16 protein-coding genes are annotated in these 20,970 nt (G+C 63.0%); 15 read left to right on the top strand and 1 reads right to left on the bottom strand.

Going from position 1 to position 20,970, the window contains the following annotated elements:
- The first annotated feature begins 21 nt into the window (after positions 1-21).
- The 9 genes from PSV05_RS02960 to bamA all read left to right on the top strand — a co-directional run bounded on the left by PSV05_RS02960 (position 22) and on the right by bamA (position 12,452).
- Positions 22-3,102 carry an efflux RND transporter permease subunit gene (locus PSV05_RS02960; RefSeq protein WP_300061188.1) on the top strand — a complete coding sequence of 1,027 codons (3,081 nt, stop codon included), beginning with the start codon at positions 22-24 and terminating at the stop codon, positions 3,100-3,102.
- A gap of 72 nt (positions 3,103-3,174) precedes the next feature.
- Complete coding sequence (pyrH, locus tag PSV05_RS02955; RefSeq protein ID WP_300061185.1) at positions 3,175-3,897, top strand: UMP kinase; 723 nt, start codon at positions 3,175-3,177, stop codon at positions 3,895-3,897.
- Between the two features lie 144 nt (positions 3,898-4,041).
- Positions 4,042-4,980, top strand: a complete 939-nt coding sequence (locus PSV05_RS02950) for a cation diffusion facilitator family transporter (protein WP_300061181.1) — start codon at positions 4,042-4,044, stop codon at positions 4,978-4,980.
- Positions 4,981-5,090: 110 nt separating this feature from the next.
- Positions 5,091-5,648, top strand: coding sequence for a ribosome recycling factor (gene frr / locus PSV05_RS02945; RefSeq protein ID WP_300061179.1), 558 nt, complete (start codon positions 5,091-5,093; stop codon positions 5,646-5,648).
- Between the two features lie 40 nt (positions 5,649-5,688).
- Positions 5,689-6,450, top strand: a complete 762-nt coding sequence (uppS, locus tag PSV05_RS02940; protein ID WP_300061176.1) for a polyprenyl diphosphate synthase — start codon at positions 5,689-5,691, stop codon at positions 6,448-6,450.
- The gene (locus PSV05_RS02935; RefSeq protein ID WP_300061173.1) at positions 6,447-7,298 is read left to right on the top strand and encodes a phosphatidate cytidylyltransferase; all 852 of its coding nucleotides are present in this window, start codon (positions 6,447-6,449) and stop codon (positions 7,296-7,298) included. The genes uppS and PSV05_RS02935 overlap by 4 nt, the downstream gene beginning before the upstream one ends.
- 3 nt (positions 7,299-7,301) lie before the next feature.
- Entirely contained in the window at positions 7,302-8,549 is a 1,248-nt protein-coding gene (locus PSV05_RS02930) for a 1-deoxy-D-xylulose-5-phosphate reductoisomerase (protein WP_300061170.1), read from the top strand.
- On the top strand, positions 8,546-9,901 hold the full coding sequence (rseP, locus tag PSV05_RS02925) for an RIP metalloprotease RseP (RefSeq protein ID WP_300061167.1): 1,356 nt from the start codon (positions 8,546-8,548) through the stop codon (positions 9,899-9,901). Before PSV05_RS02930 ends, rseP begins: the two co-directional genes overlap by 4 nt.
- Before the next feature lie 82 nt (positions 9,902-9,983).
- Positions 9,984-12,452, top strand: a complete 2,469-nt coding sequence (bamA, locus tag PSV05_RS02920; RefSeq protein ID WP_300061164.1) for an outer membrane protein assembly factor BamA — start codon at positions 9,984-9,986, stop codon at positions 12,450-12,452.
- An 18-nt stretch (positions 12,453-12,470) separates the two neighbouring features.
- On the opposite strand, the gene PSV05_RS02915 is transcribed toward bamA, so the two are convergent.
- The gene (locus PSV05_RS02915; protein ID WP_300061161.1) at positions 12,471-12,869 is read right to left on the bottom strand and encodes a glutaredoxin family protein; all 399 of its coding nucleotides are present in this window, start codon (positions 12,867-12,869) and stop codon (positions 12,471-12,473) included.
- 402 nt (positions 12,870-13,271) lie between these two features.
- Here PSV05_RS02915 and lpxD point away from each other — a divergent pair, with 402 nt between their 5' ends.
- The 6 genes from lpxD (at position 13,272) to dnaE (ending at position 20,966) form a co-directional block, all read left to right on the top strand.
- A complete protein-coding gene (gene lpxD / locus PSV05_RS02910; protein ID WP_300061158.1) occupies positions 13,272-14,282 on the top strand; it encodes a UDP-3-O-(3-hydroxymyristoyl)glucosamine N-acyltransferase in 1,011 nt (336 codons plus the stop codon).
- 5 nt (positions 14,283-14,287) lie between these two features.
- Positions 14,288-14,749 (top strand): 3-hydroxyacyl-ACP dehydratase FabZ, encoded by a 462-nt coding sequence (gene fabZ / locus PSV05_RS02905; RefSeq protein ID WP_300061155.1) that lies wholly within the window; start codon positions 14,288-14,290, stop codon positions 14,747-14,749.
- 20 nt (positions 14,750-14,769) lie between these two features.
- Entirely contained in the window at positions 14,770-15,555 is a 786-nt protein-coding gene (gene lpxA, locus PSV05_RS02900) for an acyl-ACP--UDP-N-acetylglucosamine O-acyltransferase (protein WP_300061153.1), read from the top strand.
- Positions 15,552-16,694: a lipid-A-disaccharide synthase gene (lpxB, locus tag PSV05_RS02895; RefSeq protein ID WP_300061150.1), complete on the top strand. Its 1,143-nt coding sequence runs from the start codon at positions 15,552-15,554 to the stop codon at positions 16,692-16,694. The genes lpxA and lpxB overlap by 4 nt, the downstream gene beginning before the upstream one ends.
- Positions 16,691-17,266, top strand: a complete 576-nt coding sequence (gene rnhB / locus PSV05_RS02890) for a ribonuclease HII (RefSeq protein WP_300061147.1) — start codon at positions 16,691-16,693, stop codon at positions 17,264-17,266. Before lpxB ends, rnhB begins: the two co-directional genes overlap by 4 nt.
- A gap of 118 nt (positions 17,267-17,384) precedes the next feature.
- Entirely contained in the window at positions 17,385-20,966 is a 3,582-nt protein-coding gene (dnaE, locus tag PSV05_RS02885) for a DNA polymerase III subunit alpha (RefSeq protein ID WP_300061144.1), read from the top strand.
- Positions 20,967-20,970: the final 4 nt, after the last annotated feature.

The following is a 20,970-nucleotide window of genomic DNA, read 5'->3' as shown; positions in this document are numbered from 1 at the left end:
ATCCGGCCAGCGGGCACCGCGATGAGCGACTGGCTTCAGGCACACCGGCGTTCGATCCTGTTCTTCCTGGCATTGCTGGTCATCGGTGGCGGCATGGCCGCCCTGAACCTGCCCGTCAGCCTGTTCCCGTCCGTGGACTTCCCGCGCGTGGTGGTCAGCGTCGACGCCGGCGACCGGCCGGCCGAGCAGATGGAGCTGGAAGTGATGCGCCCGGTCGAGGAGGCTATCCAGCGCGTCCCCGGGGTGCTCAACATCCGCTCCAAGGTGAGTCGCGGCACCGCCGATGTCTCGATCAACTTCGACTGGGGCCACGACATGCCCCAGGCCGCGCTGCAGATCGCGCAGGCGATGACCCAGCTGCAGCCGCAACTGCCGCAGGGCACCACCATCGAGACCCGGCGGATGGATCCGACGGTATTCCCGATCATGGCCTACAGCCTGACCTCGGACCAGGCCAGCCCGGCGCAACTGCACGACCTGGCGCAATTCGCACTGAGACCACTGCTTGCGGGCATCCCGGGCGTGGCGCGCGTGGACGTGGTCGGCGGCGCGCAGGAGGAATTCCAGGCGATCGTCAACCCGGCCCAGCTGGCCGTCTACGACCTCAGCCTGGCCGACGTGTCCAACGCACTGTCGGCGTCCAACGTCGTCCAGGCCGTGGGCCGGCTGGAGGACCACTACAAGCTCTACCTGGCGGTTGCCGACACCCGTTTCCGGAATCTGGACGAAATCCGCCAGACCGTGATCAAGACCGGTGACAACGGCAAGCTGGTCCGGCTGGAAGATGTCGCACGCGTGATCAAGGGCGTGACCCCGCAATGGATCCGGGTCACCGCTGATGGCCACGACGCGGTACTGGTCAACATCTACCAGCAGCCCGGCAGCAACAGCGTGCAGCTGGCCAAGGACGTGCATGCGCGCCTGCAGCAGGCGCAGGACCAGTTGCCGGCCGGGGTCAAGCTCGCCAGCTGGTACGACCAGAGCGAACTGGTCGTGGCCTCGGCGGCCAGCGTGCGCGATGCGATCCTGATCGGCGTGCTGCTGGCGGCATTGGTGCTGTGGTTGTTCCTGCGCAACGGCAAGATCACCCTGATCGCGATCCTGGTGGTGCCGGCCGCGCTGGCCGCGACCGTGGTGCTGCTGCAGGCGCTGAACATGAGTTTCAACATCATGACGCTCGGCGGCATGGCGGCCGCGGTCGGCCTGATCATCGACGACGCGATCGTGATGACCGAGCACATCGTGCGCCGCCTGCACGGCAGCGGCGGCGACCACCACGGCCGGGTGATGGCCGCGGCGCGCGAGTTCTCGCAGCCGCTGATCGGCTCGTCGGCCTCGACCATCATCATCTTCCTGCCGCTGGCCTTCCTCACCGGCGTCACAGGTGCCTTCTTCAAGGCGCTGTCGCTGACCATGGCGGCCAGCCTGATCCTGTCGTTCCTGATCACCTGGCTGGCGGTGCCACTGCTGGCCGACAAATTCCTCGGCGAGAAGGATGCGGTCGAAAAGCCGGACGGTCGAATGATGCGCTGGCTGCATACCCGTTACAGCGCGCTGCTGCCGCGGCTGGTGGTGCGTCCCCTGCTGCTGCTGGTCGGCCTGGTACCGTTGCTGGCGCTGGGCCTGCTGGCCTATGCCAACGTCGGCTCCGGGTTCATGCCGGTGATGGACGAAGGCGGCTTCATCCTCGACTATCGTTCGGCACCCGGCACCTCGCTGACCGAGACCGACCGCCTGCTGCGCCAGGTCGAGAAGATCATCCGCGACAATCCCAGCGTCTCGACGTATTCCCGCCGCACCGGCGCGCAACTCGGCGGCGGCCTCACCGAGGCCAACGAGGGCGACTTCTTCATCCGCCTGAAAAACGGTTCGCGGCCGCCCATCGACCAGGTCATGAACGACATCCGCGGCAAGATCGAAGCACAGATCCCCGGACTCAATATCGAGCTGCTGCAGCTGCTCGAGGATGTCATCGGCGATCTCACAGCAGTACCGCAACCGATCGAGGTCAAGCTGTATTCGGACCAGCCGAAACAGCTCGATGCCGCGGCCGGGAAGATTGCCGCTGCAATCCGCGCGATCCCCGGCGTGGTGGACGTCAATGACGGCATCGTGCCCGCGGGCGATGCCATGGAGATCCGCGTCGACCGTGCCCGCGCCGCGCTGGAAGGCGTCACCCCCGATGAAGTGACCCGGCTGCTCGACACCGCGATCGGCGGCAACGTCACCACCTCGGTGCTTGGCGACATCAAGATGATCGGCGTGCGGGTCTGGACGCCCGCAGGCATCCGCTCCTCGGAGAAGAAACTGGGCGAACTGCAGCTGCGCGCCGGCGACGGCCACCTGTTCCCGCTCAAGCGCGTGGCCGAGATCCACGCCGTCAGCGGACAACCGCAGATCGACCGCGAGAACCTCAAGCGCATGGTCGCGGTCACCGGCCGGATCAGCGGTCGCGACATGGGTTCGGTGATCGCCGACGTGCAAAAGAGCATCTCCGCCAAGGGCATGCTGCCGGCCGGCATGCGTTTCGAACTGGGTGGGCTTTACCAGCAGCAGCAAATAGCGTTCCGCGGGCTCATGCTCGTGTTCGCTGCGGCAATCGCGCTGGTGTTCCTGCTGCTGCTGTTCCTGTACGAAAGCTTCCGGATAGCGCTGGCGATCATGGCGATGCCGCTGCTGGCGATCTCGGCGGTGTTCGTCGGGCTATGGGTGACGGGGCTGGAACTCAACATTTCGGCGATGATGGGCATGACCATGATCGTGGGCATCGTCACCGAGGTCGCGATCTTCTATTTTTCCGAATACCGCGACCTGGTGGCCGAGGACGGCCACTCGATCGAAGCCCTGGTCGCGGCCGGCAACAACCGTATGCGGCCAATCGCGATGACCACGCTGGCCGCGATCCTGACCCTGCTTCCGCTGGCGTTTGCCATCGGCCAGGGCTCGGCGATGCAGCAACCGCTTGCAGTCGCCATCGTGTCCGGGCTGCTTGTGCAATTGCCGCTGGTACTGCTGGTAATGCCAGTGCTGTTCCAATTGATGCTGGTGCGTCGAGGATCCTCGGCGGACACGCCCGGCGATAGAACGGCCAGCATCAGCTAGAATCTTTCGGGTTTGGTTCCCCGCTTTCCGCGCAACACCACGCCCGTCCCCGCACTTAACGGAGTTTGCAGCATGTCGAACCTGGCCTATCGCCGTGTCCTGTTGAAGCTATCCGGTGAGGCCTTGATGGGCGACGAGGATTACGGCATCGATCCCAAGGTGATCAGCCGTTTGGCCCACGAGGTAATCGAAGCGCGCGACGCCGGCGCGGAGATCGCACTGGTCGTCGGTGGCGGCAACATCTTCCGCGGTGCCGGGCTAGCTGCCGGCGGCATGGACCGGGTGACCGGTGACCAGATGGGCATGTTGGCCACCGTGATCAACGCGCTGGCGATGCAGGATGCGCTGGAAAAACTGGGCGCCAAGGCGCGGGTGATGAGCGCGATCAAGATCAACGACGTGTGCGAGGACTACATCCGCCGCCGCGCGATCCGCCATCTGGAAAAAGGCCGCATCGCGATCTTCGCTGCCGGCACCGGTAACCCGTTCTTCACCACCGACTCCGGCGCCGCGCTACGCGCGATCGAAATCGGCGCCGACCTGCTGGTCAAGGCCACCAAGGTCGATGGCGTATATGACAAGGACCCGAAGAAGTACCCAGACGCAGTCAAGCTGGACAACCTCACCTACGACGAGGTCATCATCCGCAACCTGCAGGTGATGGATACCGCCGCGTTCGCGCTGTGCCGGGACAGCGACCTGCCACTGCGCATCTTCGACATGAGCCAGCCTGGCGTACTGCTGCGCCTGCTGCGCGGCGAGGCAATCGGCACCCTGGTGCAGGGACGCAGCTGACAAAGACGCATGGGTCTTCTGTAGAAGCGCCCTTCAGGGCGCGATTCGCGGCATCTATCGCACCCTGAAGGGCGCTCCTGCGAATGCTGCGATCGACCCACAATGAAATAGTGTCCACGCCTGTTTCTCGGGCAACATGCACGCATGCATTCCCACGACGATCACCACGCCCATCGCCATGACGCCACCCGTGCCTTCGCCTGGGTGACCCTGATCAACCTGGCGTACACGGTGCTCGAGGCCGGATATGGGTTCGCCACCGACTCGCTGGCATTGCTGTCGGACGCCCTGCACAACTTCGGCGACGTGCTCGGCCTCAGCCTGGCCTGGGGCGCGGCGGTGTTGGCCAAGCGCGCACCCACCGAGCGCCATACCTACGGCTGGCGGCGCGCCACCCTGCTGTCGCCATTGGCCAATGCGCTGTTGCTGGTGACGTTTTCCGGCGCGCTGGGATGGGAGGCGATCCGCCGCTTCAGCGCGCCACCCGATGTCCCCGGTATTCCGGTGATGGTGGTCGCGGCGATCGGCATCGTGATCAATCTTGGCGCCGCCTGGATGGTGCGCGAGGGCCACGAGCACGACCTCAACCGCCGTGGCGCCTACCTGCACCTGATCGCTGACGCGGCGGTGTCAGTGGCAGCGGTGTTGGCTGGCGCAGGCATCTGGGTGTTCGGTTGGGCCTGGCTGGATCCGGCTACCGCGCTGCTGATCGCGGTGGTGGTCGCGGTAGGCTCGTTCGGCCTGCTGCGCGATGCGTTCAACGCAGCGATGGACGCAGTTCCACGCGGTATCGACCAGCAACGGGTGCTCGACTGGCTGCTGGCTCAGCAAGGTGTGTCGGCAGTGCACCACCTGCACATCTGGTCGCTGGGCGCGGGCGAAATCGCGATGACCGCGCACCTGGTTCGTGCCGATGATGCAGACCACGATGCCTTCATCGACATGTTGAACGATGGCCTGGACGCGGAATTCGGGATCAACCATCCAACCGTGCAGATCGAGCGCGGCAGCGCCTGCGAACACGACGACCATGACCGCGCGCCACACGGCGGCCATGGTGAGAACGACCCGCACCACGCCTAGCGCCATCCTCGCGCATAGCCCGCAGGAACCCATCGATTCCCAGCCAGCAGCCGGGCCGCGTGCGATCCCGGATATAATCCCGAGGTTAACCGCAGACGATGGAGCCCGCGATGCTGAACGAGATCATGAATGACGCCCAGGCCCGCATGTGCAAGAGCATCGAGGCGCTACGCCACAACCTGGTGAAGCTGCGCACCGGTCGCGCCAATACGGCGATCGTCGACCACATCAAGGTCAACTACTACGGATCAGACATGCCACTGTCGCAGGTGGCCAGCGTGGCGATCACCGATGCGCGCTCGATCACGATTACCCCTTGGGAAAAGCAGATGGTCGGCCCGGTGGAGAAAGCCATCCTGGGTTCTGACCTGGGCCTGACCCCGACGACTGCCGGCACCGTGATCCGCCTCAACATCCCGGCCCTGACCGAGGAACGTCGCCGCGACCTGACCAAGGTCTTGCACAGCGAGGCCGAGGACGCCAAGGTCGCGATCCGCAACATCCGCCGCGACGCCAACCACCAGGTCAAGGAACTGCTGAAGGACAAGACGCTGACCGAGGACGAGTCCAGCCGCGCGGAAGCCGACATCCAGAAGCTGACGGATGCGTCGATCAAGGATGTGGATGAGGTCGCCAAGGTCAAAGAAGCCGAGTTGATGGCGGTCTGATGTTGGCTGGCTGCGCTCGCGCTGGCGGCGGCCTTGCGTCATGACCCCTGAGTCATCAACGGCAAAGGTGATCCCACGCCACATCGCCATCATCATGGATGGCAATGGCCGTTGGGCGCAGCAGCGGCGCCGGCCACGGATCATCGGCCATCGTGCTGGTGCGCGCGCGGTGCGCAGCTGCGTGGAGTTTTGCCTGGACCGCGGCATCGGCGCGCTGACCCTGTTCGCGTTCTCCAGTGAAAACTGGAACCGCCCGCTGGATGAGGTCGGCGGGCTGATGAAGCTGTTCCTTGGAGCACTCGAACGAGAAGTCGACGAATTGCACCGGCTTGGCGCGCGGCTGCGCTTCATCGGCGAGCGTTCGCGCTTCGATGCCGCCCTGCTCGCCCGCATGCAGGCTGCCGAGGCACTGACCGCAGGCAACACGCGGCTGCATCTGAACATCGCCGCCAGCTACGGCGGCCGCCAGGACATCGCCGATGCCGCACGCAGCCTGGCGCAGGATGTCGCCGATGGCCACTTGCGCCCTGAGCAGGTCGACGAGACTGCGATCAACGCGCGTGTCGCGCTTGCCGACCTGCCCGCTCCCGATCTGTTCATCCGCACCGGTGGCGAAATCCGCATCAGCAATTTCCTGCTGTGGCAGCTGGCCTACACCGAACTGTGGTTCACCGATACGTTGTGGCCGGACGTGGATGCAGCGACACTGCAGCGCGCCATTGACGACTATGCCGGGCGCGAGCGTCGCTTCGGCCTGACCGGCGCACAGATAGCGACCACCGCATCCAGGGGAACCGAATGACCAAAACGCGCCTGCTGGCTGCGCTGATCATGGCGCCAATCGCGATTCTCAGCGTGCTGTTCGTGCCCACGCCAATCCTGGCTGCGCTGAGCGCCCTGCTGTTCCTGGCGGCGTTGTGGGAATGGCTGAAGCTGGCCGAAGTCGACGACACGCTGGCCCGCACCATCCTGATACTGCTCAACCTGGCCCTGATGGTCGCACTGGTCTGGGCCTCGCGCCCCACCCGGGGCGGCTCATTCGTGCTGCTGCAACTGGTGGTGGTGATCGGCGTGGTCTGGTGGTTGCTGGCGATGCTGTGGATGAAGCATTACCGCTTCGCCTCCGACCACGACAGCCATGCGCGCGTGTTCAAGTTGGCCGCCGGCACCCTGGCCGTAGTCCCGGCCTGGTGTGCACTGGTCCTGATCCACGTCAGCCCGCCAAACGGACACCGCTGGTTGTTGCTTGCGCTGTTCCTGGTCTGGTCGGCGGATACCGGAGCATATTTTGCCGGTCGCAAGTTCGGTGGCAAATGGTTTGGCGGCCGCAAGCTGGCGCCGCGGATCAGCCCCAACAAGACGATTGAGGGACTACTTGGCGGCCTGTTGCTGGCACTGGTGGTCGCCATGCTCGGCGCGCCATTGGCAGGCGCGACAGTCGACCAATTGCCGGCGATTGCCCTAGTCGCGCTGGCCAGCGTGGGGTTCTCGGTGGTTGGCGACCTGTTCGAAAGCCTGCTCAAGCGCCATGTCGACGTGAAGGACTCCGGCAACCTGATCCCCGGACATGGCGGCGTGCTGGATCGCGTGGACAGCGTGCTGGCGGCATTGCCGGTATTTGCCCTCGGCAAGATCTGGCTGGGGTTCTGATCGATGCGGCAGGTCGCAATCCTCGGCGCCACTGGCTCGATCGGCGCATCCGCGCTGGACGTGATCGCGCGCCACCCGGAACGGCTGCGCGCCAGCGTGCTGGCCGCCGGACGCCAGGTCGATGCCCTGCTCACGCTGTGCCAGGCGCATCGGCCCGCGCACGCGGTGATCGCCGATGAATCGCTGTATGCCCGCCTGCGCGACGGCCTGCGTGATGCCGGCCTGGCTACGCAGGCCCACGCCGGCATACAGGCCTTGGACGCGCTGGCGGCCAGCGACGCATGCAACACCGTGGTTGCCGCCATTGTCGGGGCTGCCGGATTGTCGTCCACGTTGGCGGCCGCACACGCTGGCAAGCACCTGCTGCTGGCCAACAAGGAATCGCTGGTACTGGCCGGCGAACTGCTGATGACCGCGGCGCGCGAAGGCGGCGCCACCATCATCCCGATCGACAGCGAACACAACGCGATCTTCCAATGTTTGTCGGCCGTCCACGGGCGGGCCGACGGCCAATGTTTGTCGAGCTGTGCCGATGCGTCGGCACTGTCACGGATCACCCTGACCGCATCAGGCGGCCCGTTCCGTGGCCGCAGCCGCGGCGAACTGGCGCAAGTGACGCCAGCGCAGGCGGTGGCACATCCCAAGTGGTCGATGGGCCCGAAGATCTCGGTGGATTCGGCCACGTTGATGAACAAGGGGCTGGAAGTCATCGAGGCCCACCATCTGTTCAGCGTGCCGGGCGAGAGCATCCGCGTGCTGGTGCATCCGCAATCGCTGGTGCACTCCATCGTCGACTTCATCGATGGCAGTTCACTGGCGCAACTGGGCCTGCCGGACATGCGCACGGCGCTGGCGGTAGGCCTGGGCTGGCCGCAGCGGATTGAATCCGGGGTTGGGTCACTGGACCTGTTGACCCAGGGCGGCCGGCTGGATTTCGAGGCGCCAGACCAGGATGCATTCCCCTGCCTGGCACTGGCATTTCGCGCACTTCAGGCCGGCGGCACCGCCCCTGCGGTGTTGAACGCCGCCAATGAAGAAGCCGTTTCAGCGTTTCTTCAGGGCCGGATCGGTTTCCTGTCCATTCCCGAAACTGTTGCCGCCACCCTGGATGCTGTACCGATGCAGCCTGCCGATTCACTCGACACCCTGCTGGCCGCGGATTCGCAGGCACGCGCGCAGGCCCGGAACTTGATCGACAACGCCGCCAAGATGGACAGCCGCGCCATGACCCGCAGGCACCTCCACGCATGAGCACGATTATTGGCTCGTTGTGGTGGATGCTGGTCGCACTCGGGGTGCTGGTCACATTCCATGAATTCGGCCACTTCTGGGTCGCACGCCGCTGCGGGGTGAAGGTCCAGCGGTTCTCGGTTGGGTTTGGCCGCGCCTTGTGGTCGCGCCACGGCAAGGACGGCACCGAATACGTGATCGCCGCACTGCCACTCGGTGGCTACGTAAAGATGCTGGACGAGCGCGAGGGCGATGTCCCCGAAGCCGAACTCGACCGCGCGTTCAACCGCAAGCCGGTGCTGGCCCGTATTGCGATTGTTGCAGCGGGTCCCGTGGCCAACCTGTTGCTGGCGGTCGTTCTGCTATGGGCGATGCTGGTGATCGGCCGGCCCGACTATGCTGCCGTGGTCGGCAAGGCCGATGGACTTGCCGCGCAGGCCGGCCTGCAGGTGGGCGATGCGATCCAGTCCATCGATGGCCGCGCCACCCCGACCTGGAGCGAGGCCGCACTGGCGCTCACGGTGGCTGCGATGGACCGCAAGCCGGCCACCTTGGCCGTTCGCCATGCCGATGGTGGCGAAGCGACCCGGATCCTGGCCCTGGATCGGCTGCCTGCCGGGTTCGACGAGCAACGCGCGGTCGAGGCCACTGGCCTGATCCCACGCTACCGGTTGCTGCCACCGGTCGCCGGCTCGATTCAGGAAGGCTCGCCAGCCTGGGGCGTGCTGGCCGAGGGTGACCGCATCACCGCCATCGATGCGCATCCGGTGGCCAGCTTCGAGGACATCGCCCCGCTGATCCACGCGCTCGGCAAGCGCGGCGGCCCGGGCATGATCGAGGTCGAACGCGACAACGAGCGGCTGGCGCTGGAAGTCGTGCCGCAAAAGCTCAACAACCCGGACGGCAGCAGCAGTTGGCGGCTCGGCATCGGCAACGCCTTCACCCAGGCTCCAGCTCACGATGCCGTCCTGCGCTACGGGCCACTGGCAGCGGTCCCGGCTGCTGTCGGCGAAACCTGGCAGCTAGCCCGGGATTCGCTGGGCATGCTGTGGCGAATGGTCAACGGCAGCGCATCCGTGCGCAATGTGTCCGGGCCGATCACCATTGCCCAGTACGCCAATGCATCCGCGCAAATGGGCCCGGCCTGGTTCCTGAACTTTCTGGCCCTGTTGTCGGTCAGCCTTGCGATCATCAACCTGATGCCGATCCCCGTCTTGGACGGGGGTCACCTGCTGTATTACCTTATCGAGCTGGCCATCGGTCGCCCACTGGGCGAACGCGCAATGGTCGCAGGCCAGTACCTCGGCCTCGCCTTGCTGGCGGGGCTGATGGGATTGGCCTTCTACAACGACATCCTGCACCTGGTGTCGTAGTGAAACGCACGCCTACTGCCGGCATTGCCGGCAACCACGCAACATGTTCGACCCCACATGTTTTGCAATCAGGATGTCAAGAATGACCCGACCCATGTCCCGCCGCCTGCTCACCATTGCACTTATCTCGGCGCTGTCGCTGCCGGCTTGGGCGCAGTCGACGTTCGTACCCTTCAAGGTCAGCGACATTCGCATCGATGGCCTGCAACGCATCGGTGCAGGCACCGTGTTCACCTATCTGCCGGTCGAACGTGGCGACACCCTCGACCAGGCACGCGCCGCCGAGGCGATACGCGCGATGTACAAGACCGGCTTCTTCGAGGACGTGCGCCTGGACCACCAGGGCGGGATCCTGGTGGTCACCGTGGTCGAGCGCCCGGCGATCAACAAGCTGACCCTGGTCGGCAACAAGGACCTCAAGTCGGAAGACCTGTTGAAGAACCTCAAGGACATCGGCCTGGCCGAAGGCGAGACCTTTGACCGTCTCTCCCTCGACCGCGTGACCCAAGAACTGAACCGTGCATACAACAACCGCGGCAAATACAACGTCAAGATCAACCCGGGCGTGTCCCCACTCGACCGCAACCGCGTCGATGTCACCCTGAACATCAAGGAAGGCAAGGCCGCGAAGATCCGCCACATCAACCTGGTCGGCAATAAGCTGTATTCCGACAAGGACATCACCGAAGGCTGGGAATCGCACACCAGCACCTGGCTGAGCTGGTACAAGAAAGACGACCAGTATTCGCGCGAAAAACTCTCGGGCGACATCGAAAAGCTGAATGCCTGGTACCTCAACCGCGGTTTCCTTGATTTCAGCCTGGATTCGACCCAGGTCGCGATCAGCCCGGACAAGAAGGACATGTACCTGACCGCCGGCATCAGCGAAGGCGAGGCTTACAACATCTCGGGGGTCACCGTCTCCGGCAACACGATCCTGCCCAAGGAGGAAATCGAGAAGATTGCCACCGCCTTCCTGCAATCCGGCAACGTGTTCTCCCGGCAACTGGTCGAAATCGCCACCGATACGATCACGGCCCGCCTGAGCAACATCGGATATGCCTTTGCCCAGGTCAACCCGATCCCGCAGATCGACCGCGACAAGCGCACGGTGAGCATCGACCTGCAGGTCCAGCCGGGGCCGCGGGTCAACGTCCGGCGGATCGTGTTCAAGGGCAATACCCGTACCGCCGACGTGGTGCTGCGCCGCGAAATGCGCCAGTTCGAAGGCAGCTGGTATTCGCAGTCGGCCATTGATCGCAGCAAGGTGCGGCTGTCTCGTTTGGGCTATTTCGAGACAGTTGAAGTCGAGAACCAGCCCGTCGCTGGTAGCGACGATCAGGTCGATGTGGTCTATACCGTCAAGGAAACCACCTCTGGCAGTATCTCGGCGGGCGTGGGCTTTTCCCAGCTATCCGGCCTCAACCTGTCGCTGCAATTATCCGAGAACAACTTCCTCGGCTCCGGCAATCGCGTTTCAATGGCGCTCAGCCGCAGCGTCTACCAGAAGAAGTACAACTTCTCGTTCATGAATCCCTACTTCACCGATGAGGGAGTATCGCTCGGCTACAACGTGTCGTGGAGCGCTTTCGATTATTCCAATTACAACGTCGCCCAATACTCCACCACCAACGGTGCCGCACAGGTCTTCATGGGCCTGCCGCTCAGCGAATCGGATTCGGTCTCGTTGATGTTCGGCATCGACAGCAACAAGATCCTCGCATTCCCGGGCTCGACACCCCCGCCATTGCTCGACTATATCGATGCCGTCGGCAACCGCACCTTCCATGCCCTGCGCACCCAGGCAGGATGGTCGCATGACACCCGCGACAACTATTTCATGCCGGTGATCGGCAGCAACCAGAGCGTGTCCGTGGAAGTGGCACTGCCAGGCTCCACGGTGGAGTACTACAAACTGCAGTACGACTTCTCCAAGTACTGGCTGCTGAATCGGGCAGTCGTGCTGCGTACTGGCGTGAATCTCGGCTATGGTGATTCCTACGGAAAGAACTTCGTCCGCAACGTTTGTTTCACGGCTGATACGTATGTGGATAGCAACGGTGACGGAATCCTCGACACCATAGTACCGGGAGCTGTTCCGACCGTACCGTGCCTGCCCACGTCACCGGACTACGCAAAGACCCTGACGGCCAGCGGATTGCCGTTCTTCGAGAATTTCTACGCGGGCGGCATTGCCGCCGCGGGCAAGGTGCGCGGCTTCACCGATAACACCTTGGGCCCGTCGTATGCCTCCAACACCGGTTATCGCCAGCCGCTTGGTGGTTCGTTCCTGCTGGCCGGCTCGTTCGAGGCGATCTTCCCGAAACTGATCGACAGCCCGTCCGCGCGCGTGTCCGCGTTCCTCGACTTCGGCAACGTCTATGACGGCTGGAAGAACTTCAGCGCATCCGAATTGCGCGTCTCCACCGGCGTCTCCCTGCTTTGGCGATCACCGATGGGCCCGTTGTCGATCAGCTATGCGTTCCCCTTGCGCAAGCAGACCGGCGACCAGATCGAGCGGCTGCAGTTCACCTTCGGCGGCCAGCTGTAGCTCGCCTTAAAAACAGGGCTAACCTTGGGTCGATTTCTTAATAAGCTCACCTATTCTTGAATTAAACCCAACAAATTTTTTCCCCCGTATTATTGAAACAGGAACACCTTCTCCTCCGATTTTTTCATATAACGTTAGAGCACTTTTTGATTTATCGGTCGTAAATTCCGTATATGCAATGTGATTCTCTTTCAAAAATCCTCTCAGGCGCTTGCAATAAGGGCAAGTCGAGGTAGTAAATATATATAGTTGGTCGGCCTGCAATCCCATTGAATTTTTATATTGAAAATTATCGTATAAAGTCCACGGGAAAACCTCCCCGACAAGTCCTGGCAACCTAGGGCCCAATGCGATACCTGCCCAAAGTGACCCCGCGAGTAATGCGGAAGTTGCCACAAAAGAAGTAAACTTGTTCACGGCCAGTTCCTTTCTTAGAAAAAGCGCCAGTTATATTATCCTGGCGCGAAAATTTATTCAGAAGCAAGAATACTTAATATCGACATGGAAAACAGAATACCCCTCAGTTGCAGTGATTTAAGCAATAGTCAAGATTGCCTTGGCAATCTTCATTAGGTGTATGTTGGTTGCATCGAATATAATACTCGTAGCAACTGCCGCAGTTAACACGGGCGGCGAACGACGAAGATATTCCTGCGCCAAATAGGAACACGCATGTAACTGCCATTAGCAGCTTCTTCTTGATTTTCATATTGATCTCCTTATTAATATTTAAAATTAGCCTGCAATGCCTCTAAATTACAGCCTCATCTAGATGAGGCGCAAGTAGATTACTTCGCAAAAAAAGAAGCTGTCAACTACATGAACTCATTAGCTGAAGTTATTCGTCTTGTCGGCATAGAAGCCGTTGTTCCACCAATCAAAAACTTTGTTGTCAGCGGTGTAGCGGCACTTGAATTCGCAGGCCAGTCGGAAGTCTCTTTTTTTTATGGCAATAGATATAGAAAATATCTTGAGGCATCAAAGGCAGGGGCGATCATAATTGATGCGACCAATGCTCACTTAGTGAAGGGGCTTGCGATCGTGGCTTCCAACCCACATGCCGCATTCGCACGCATCGCCGCGTTGTTCGATGTAAAACCAGCACGCACTACCGGCGTTCACCCTAGCGCGGTGGTCGCGGACGATGCGATCGTCGCTGCGACCGCCAGCATCGGCCCGCATGCCAGCATCGGCGCGCGTAGCCGCATCGGCGCCGGCACGATGATCGGGCCGGGTTGCGTGATCGGCGAAGACTGCCAGGTCGGCGAGGACTGCGAACTGGTGGCGCGGGTCACCCTGGTTGCGCGGGTGCGGTTGGGCCAACGTGTGTTGATCCATCCCGGCGCAGTGATCGGCGCAGACGGATTCGGCATCGCAATGGACCACGGCCACTGGATCAAGGTGCCGCAGCTGGGTGGCGTTCGGATCGGCGACGATTGCGAAATCGGCGCCAATACCACTATCGACCGTGGCGCACTCGGCGACACCGTGCTGGAAGAGGACGTGCGCCTGGACAACCAGATCCAGGTCGGCCATAACGTGCGTATCGGCGCGCATACCGCGATGGCCGGATGTTCGGCGGTGGCTGGCAGCGCCAGCATCGGCCGGCATTGCCTGATCGGTGGTGGTGCGGGGGTTCTTGGCCACCTGGAAGTCTGCGACCGCGTGGTGATCACCGCGATGACCCTGGTCACCCATTCGATCCACGAGCCAGGTGAATATTCATCGGGCACGCCATTGATGGACAATCGCAGCTGGCGCAAGAGCGCCGCACGCTTCAAGCAACTCGATACCCTCGCCCGGCGCCTGAATGCCGGCGACAAGGAATGAACCAGATGTCTGTAACCCTGCCCATCACGCTTCCCGTAACAATCGGCGACATCCAGCGCTTGCTCCCGCATCGCTATCCGTTCCTGCTGGTGGACCGGGTGGTCGAGCTGGAGCCCAACAAGCGGGTGCTGGCCTACAAGCACATCACCGCCAACGAACCGTTCTTCCAGGGTCATTTCCCGGGCCGCGCGGTGATGCCCGGAGTGCTGGTTGTGGAAGCAATGGCCCAGGCCGGCGGCCTGCTGACGCAACTGTCCAAGGATTCAAACGACGATCCTGAGCAGGCGTTCTACCTGGTCAAGGTGGACAACGCCAGGTTCAGCCGGATGGTGGTGCCGGGCGACCGACTCGACCTCGAGGTCGTGCTCAAGCGGCAGATCCGCAACATGGCGCAGTACATCGGTATTGCACGTGTCGATGGCGAGCAGGTCGCCTGCGCCGAAATCCTCTGCGCCGCGGCGCGCTGAAAGACGCAACGAGTGAAGCGATGTCGTCCTCCTTGATCCATCCGACCGCTTTCATCGATCCAGGCGCGAAGCTTGGCGAAGGCGTGCAGGTCGGCGCGTTTGTATTCATCGGCGATGAGGTCGAGATCGGCGACGGCACCCGCATCGGCCCGCATTGCGTGATCCATGGCCCGACCCGAATCGGCCGCGACAACGTGTTCCACGGCCAGTCCGCGATCGGTGGCGAACCGCAAGACAAGAAATACCGCGGTGAACGCGTGGCGCTTGAGATCGGCGACGGCAATTCGATCCGCGAATTCGTCACCATCAATCGTGGCACCGGCGATGGCGGCGGCGTCACCCGCATTGGCGACCGCAACTGGATCCTCGCCTACACCCACATCGCGCACGACTGCAGCATCGGCAACGACTGCGTGTTCTCCAACAATGCAACCCTGGCTGGCCACGTGACCGTTGGCGACCACGTGATCCTGAGTGGCTTCACTGGCGTGCATCAATTCTGCCGGATCGGCGCGCATGCGTTCATCGGCATGGGTGCATTCGTCAATGGCGACGTGCCGCCGTTCCTGATGGTCGCGCAGGACAGTTACAGCAAACCGCGCGGGATCAACAGCGAAGGGCTCAAACGACGCGGATTCGATGCCGGCCGCATCGCCGCGATCAAGCGTGCCTACCGTGCGCTGTACATGTCTGGCGCCAAGCTCGACGAAGCCAGGCTCGAACTGGGCGAGATCGCCAGCGACAGCGAAGACGTGCGTGCGATGCTGGACTTCATCGAACGCGGCGAGCGGCCGCTGCTGCGGTGACAATCCGCTTCGCCCTGTGCGCCGGCGAAACCTCCGGCGACCAGCTCGGCGCTGGCCTGATCTCCGAATTGCGCAAGCGCTTCCCGGATGCGGAATTCGCCGGGATTGGCGGCGACGGCATGCGCTCGGCCGGCTTGGACGCATGGTTTGATGCCAGCGAGCTGGCGGTGATGGGGCTGGCCGAAGTGTTGGCCCATTTACCGCGCCTGCTGCGCCTGCGCCGGACCTTCCGCCAGCGCGTGCTGGACTGGAAGCCGGATGTGTTCATCGGCATTGATGCACCCGACTTCAACCTCGGCGTCGAGCGCTGGCTGAAACAGCGCGGCGTGCGCACCGTGCATGACGTCAGTCCGTCGGTATGGGCCTGGCGCGAATCGCGGGCAGCCAGGATCGGCGCCAGCGCGGATCGCGTGCTGTGCCTGTTCCCCATGGAGCCACCGATCTATGCGCGCCACGGCGTCGATGCAACGTTCATTGGCCATCCGATGGCCGATGCGATCGCCTTGCAGCCCGATCACCAAGCCGCCCGTGCGGTGCTTGGCGAATCCGACGACGCACCGATTCTCGCGTTGCTGCCGGGCAGCCGGTTGAGTGAGATCGAACGCATGTTGCCGGTGTTTCTGGAGGCGGCTTCGCGGCTTGGCAATGACATTCCCGGATTGCGCGTGCTGGTTCCGGCCGCGAATGTGCAATGCCACGTGGCGATTGAAAGAATCGCTGCAGGCAATCCTGCGCTGCGCATCCTTGATGGCGATGCGCAGCGCGCGATGATCGCCAGCGACGTGGTGTTGCTGGCCTCGGGTACTGCGGCATTGGAAGCGATGTTGTGCAAAAGGCCCATCGTGGTCGGTCATCGCATCGCGCCGCTGACCTACCTCATCGTAAAACTCTTTGGCTTGCTCAAGAGCGAGTTCGTGAGTTTGCCGAACGTGCTGGCTGGCGAGCGCGTCATTCCGGAACTGCTGCAGGACGAATGCACGGCCGACAACCTGCACACCGCACTCTTGCATTGGTTTCGCGATGCCGATGCGGCCGCGGCGTTACAACCACGCTTCCTGGCGATCCACGAAACGCTGCGCCGCGATGCCTCGGCGCGCGCGGCGGATGCGGTCGCTTCGCTGTTGCAACCAGCGGCATGAGCCTGCTGGTTGCTGGTGTGGATGAAGCAGGCCGCGGTCCGCTGGCCGGGCCGGTCAGCGTGGCGGCGGTGATCCTGGATCCATTGCGGCCAATCAATGGCCTGGACGATTCCAAACGCCTGACCGAACGCAGGCGCGAAGCGCTGTATCCGCTGATCATCGAACGCGCGCTGGCATGGCGGATCGAGTTCGTCGAAGCCGACGAGATCGACACGCTGAACATCCTGCAGGCGACCATGACCGGCATGCGTCGCGCGGTCGCCGGCCTCTCGCCTTGCGCGGATCATGCATTGATCGACGGCAACCGCATTCCCGCGGGGTTGACCTGCGCTGCGACTGCAATCGTCGGCGGCGACGGACTGGAACCGGCAATCATGGCAGCCTCGATCCTGGCCAAGGTCGCGCGCGATGCACGCATGCGTGAATTGCATGTCCTGCATCCGCAATACGGCTTTGACCGGCACAAGGGCTACCCAAGCCAGATACACCTGCAGGCGCTTGCGCTGCATGGCCCATGCCCGCAACACCGCCGCAGTTTCGCCCCGGTTCGCAATGCGCTTGCCGGATCCTGAATCCCTCTTCGATAGGGCAACACCAACACTGGCGCTAAAGGCCGGCTTGCGCAGCCTGTCAAGCCTTGTTCGGCCGGCGGTGCCGGCCTACCCTGCTGGTTGACCCTGCGGAACGCCGATGTCAGCCCGTTTCGTCCACCTGCACCTGCACAGCGAGTATTCGCTGGTTGATTCGACGATCCGCATTCCGGATCTCGTCGCTGCCTGCGTGGCCCGTCAGTTGCCTGCGGTGGCTGTCACCGACCAGAACAACCTGTTCGCGTTGGTGAAGTTCTACAAGGCCGCCGAGAAGGCCGGGATCAAACCCATCGCTGGCGCCGACGTGCTGATCGCCGATGGCACCGCCGCTGCATCGCGCATCACGCTGTTATGTCGCGACCAGGACGGCTACCTGAGCCTGTCGCAGTTGTTGACCCGTGCCTGGATGGAGGGTCAACGCCACGACGGCGTGGTCGTGCGCCCGGAGTGGCTGAAGGCCAACAAGGGTCTGTTCGCGTTGGCTGGCCTCAATGCCGAACCGGGTCAATTGTTCAACTCCGGCCGGCATGAACTGGCCGAACAATCCCTGGTCGAGCTGCAGGCAGCATTCGGCGAATGCCTGCACCTGGAGCTGACCCGCTGCGGACGCCCCGGCGAAGACGCGTTCAATGCCTTCGCGCTTGACATGGCCGCGCGCCGCGGCATTCCGGTGGTGGCCAGCAATGACGCGCGCTTCATCGATACCGGTGGTTTCGAAGCGCATGAGGCCCGCGTGTGCATTGCCACGGGCCGCGTGCTCGACGATGCACGGCGCCCGCACGATTACACCGCCGAGCAATACCTGAAGTCGGCAGACGAGATGGCGGCGCTGTTCGCCGATATTCCCGATGCGCTCGACAATACGGTGGCACTGGCGAAACGCTGCAACCTTGAACTGCGACTGGGCACGTACTATCTGCCCGCATTCCCGGTGCCTGACGACCACACCATCGAATCGTGGCTGCGCAGCCAGTCCCGCGAAGGCCTGGCCAAGCGGCTGGAAACCGCCGCACTGGCGCCCGGCCGTAGCCGCGAAGATTACAACGCCAGACTCGATATCGAACTCGGCGTCATACTGTCGATGGGCTTCCCTGGCTACTTCCTGATCGTGGCCGACTTCATCAACTGGGCCAAGCAGCACGGCATCCCGGTCGGTCCCGGCCGTGGCTCCGGTGCCGGTTCGCTGGTGGCATGGGCGCTGGGCATTACCGACCTCGACCCGTTGCCATACGACTTGCTGTTCGAGCGATTCCTCAATCCCGAACGCGTGTCGTTACCCGACTTCGACATCGACTTCTGCATGGACCGTCGCGACGAAGTGATCGACTACGTTGCGCGCAAGTACGGCCGCGACCGGGTCAGCCAGATCATCACCTACGGCACGATGGCGGCGAAGGCGGTGTTGCGCGATGTCGGCCGCGTGCTTGGCTACCCGTATGGAATGATCGACGGGCTGGCCAAGCTCATCCCGCTGCAACCGGCCGACCCGCTGTCACTGTCGGACGTGCTTGGGCGCAGCGAAAAAGCGCAGAAGGATCCAAGCCGCGCGATCGCCGAGTTCAAGGAGCGCTACGAAGCCGAAGAAGATGTGCGCGACCTGCTCGACCTCGCGCTGCAACTCGAAGACCTGACCCGCAACGCCGGCAAGCATGCCGGCGGCGTGGTGATCGCGCCGACACCATTGTCAGACTTCTGCCCACTATTTGCAGAACACGACGGCCTTGGGGCTGGCCGCAATCCTGTCACCCAGTTCGACAAGGACGACGTGGAAGCGATCGGCTTGGTCAAGTTCGACTTCCTCGGCCTGCGCACGCTGACGATCATCGATTGGGCGGTCAAGGCGATCAACATTCGACGTGCAAGGACCCACGAGTGTCGCGACAGGCAGGATGCCGAGAGCGACCGACGTGCAGCTGAGAGCGACACAGCGCTGGACATCACCACGCTTGCGCTGGACGACCCGGCGACGTACGCACTGTTTGCGAGCGGGGAGACGGTTGCGGTATTCCAGTTCGAGTCACGTGGCATGCGCGAGTTGCTCAAGCGCGCGCAACCTGACCGCTTCGACGATCTGATCGCACTGGTGTCGCTGTATCGGCCAGGCCCGATGGATCTGATTCCGGATTTCATCGAGCGCAAGCATGGGCGCGCCAAGGTCGAATTTCCGCACGCCTTGCTGGCACCGGTGCTGGCGCCGACGTATGGCGTGATCGTCTACCAGGAACAGGTGATGCAGACCGCCCAGGTCCTGGCCGGTTACTCGTTGGGTGGCGCCGATCTGCTGCGTCGCGCGATGGGCAAGAAAGACGTCGCCAAGATGGCGCAGGAACGCGCTAAGTTCGAAGCCGGCGCGCAAGAGCAGCACGACATTCCCGCAAAAATTGCAGGACCGATCTTCGACCTGCTGGAGAAATTCGCCGGCTACGGCTTCAACAAGTCGCATGCAGCGGCCTACGCGCTGGTCGCCTACCAGACCGCGTGGCTGAAAGTGCATTACCCCGCCGAGTTCATGGCCGCGGTGCTGTCCTCAGACATGGACAATACCGACAAGGTGGTCGGTTTCCTCGATGAAGCGCGCACGCTTGGTTTGTCGGTATTGCCGCCGGACGTCAATTCATCGACTTATATGTTCGAAGCCACCGACCCACGCTCCATTCGCTACGGCATGGGCGCGGTGAAGGGGGTCGGCCGTGGCGCTTGCGAAGCGATCGCCAATGCTCGTGATGCTGGTGGAAGCTACCGTGACCTGCTGGATTTCTGCCAACGGGTGGATGCCGGCGGCCTCAACAAGCGCGCGCTGGAAGCATTGGTGCTTGCCGGCGCGATGGATGCCCTGGCACGCAATCGCGCCACGCTGATGCTGCAATTGCCGGAAGCAATGAAGGCCAGCGAGCAACTCACGCGTGAACGCGAGGCCGGCCAGAATTCGCTGTTCGGCGGATTCGACAATGCCACCGCCGACACGCCTGCCCTGCAGATCAACCTGCCCGAGGTCGACGACTGGCCACTCGCGCAGAAGCTGCAGGGCGAACGCGACACGCTTGGCCATTACCTCAGCGGGCATCCGATGGATCCGCACCGTGAGGAATTGCAGCGCCTGGTCGGCAACGACCTTGGCCAGCTGGATACGATCTGGGGCAATCGCCCACAGGAAGCGCGGGTTGGATGGCGGCCAGAATTCCCGGTGGTGCTGGCCGGTCAAGTGGTCGGCATGCGCAAGCGCGGTGACAGCCAGGCCTTCGTGCACCTGGAAGACGGCCGCGGCCGCATCGAATGTGCCTTCTTCGGCGAACAGTGGCAGGAATTCGGTGCCCTGCTGACCCGCGACCGCCTGCTGGTAATCGAAGGCGCGTTGCGCGAGGACGAATTCAGTGGCGGCTTCTCGCTGAAGGCCAAGCGCGCCTGGGACTACACCCAACTGTGCAACCAGCTGGCACAACGACTGTCGATCCGCCTGGACCTGCGCACGCCGGGCGCACTGCAGCAGTTCGAGCAACTGCTGAAGACCCATGCCGGAACTACACCACTCTTGATCGAAGCCACCACCGCCAACGGCATTGGCCGACTGTCTATCAATGATGGCCGTGGCCTTCTTGTGAATGCCGCCCTGCCCGGCCTGCTGCGCAGCCTGCCGGGTGTGCAGGCGGTCAACCTGCACCTCGGCAAGCCGTGGACGCACTGACGGT

Source organism: Thermomonas sp. (assembly GCF_029945965.1).
Lineage (GTDB): Bacteria > Pseudomonadota > Gammaproteobacteria > Xanthomonadales > Xanthomonadaceae > Thermomonas.
The sequence above is the reverse complement of the archived record's forward strand: the minus strand, read 5'-3'. Positions and strand labels throughout refer to the sequence as shown.